This is a genomic window from Mycolicibacter algericus DSM 45454 (assembly GCF_002086455.1).
GTDB lineage: Bacteria > Actinomycetota > Actinomycetes > Mycobacteriales > Mycobacteriaceae > Mycobacterium > Mycobacterium algericum.
In genome coordinates this window covers 1-429 of sequence record NZ_MVHC01000101.1, presented here as the reverse complement: position 1 = coordinate 429, position 429 = coordinate 1, and the positions used below count along the sequence as shown (strand labels likewise).

Genomic DNA, 429 nt, shown 5'->3' with positions numbered 1-429 from the left:
TCTGGTGGTGCTGGTGGGCGTGGTGGTGATGCTGGAAACCTGGGTAATGGTGGCGCCGGCGGCAACGGCGGTGACGGTGCGGTTGGCCTGGCCGGCACCACGGATGTCGATGGTGAGGGCACCACGGGTCTGGCCGGTGGTAACGGTGGCGCCGGTGGCGCTGGTGGCGCCGGTGGTTCGGATGCCGGTGATGGCGGTGCCGGTGGCGCCGGTGGTAACGCGGGTGCCGGTGGTGTCGGCGGTGCCGGAGCGGATGGGGCGGCGGGTGCCGATGCGGTTGCCGGTAGTGGTGACGACGGTGGCAATGGTGGTGACGCGACCAGCAATGGTGGTGCCGGTGGTGCCGGTGGTATCGGTGGCGATGGTGGTGCCGGTGGCGCTTCGGTGCACGGCAACGCCGGTGCGCACGGTATCGGTGGCCTCGGTGGT

General features: G+C 71.1%; 1 protein-coding gene. It reads left to right on the top strand.

The window, feature by feature from the left end:
- Positions 1–429, top strand: a 429-nt coding sequence (locus BST10_RS23485) for a hypothetical protein (RefSeq protein WP_207567924.1), incomplete at both ends; no start/stop codon positions are given.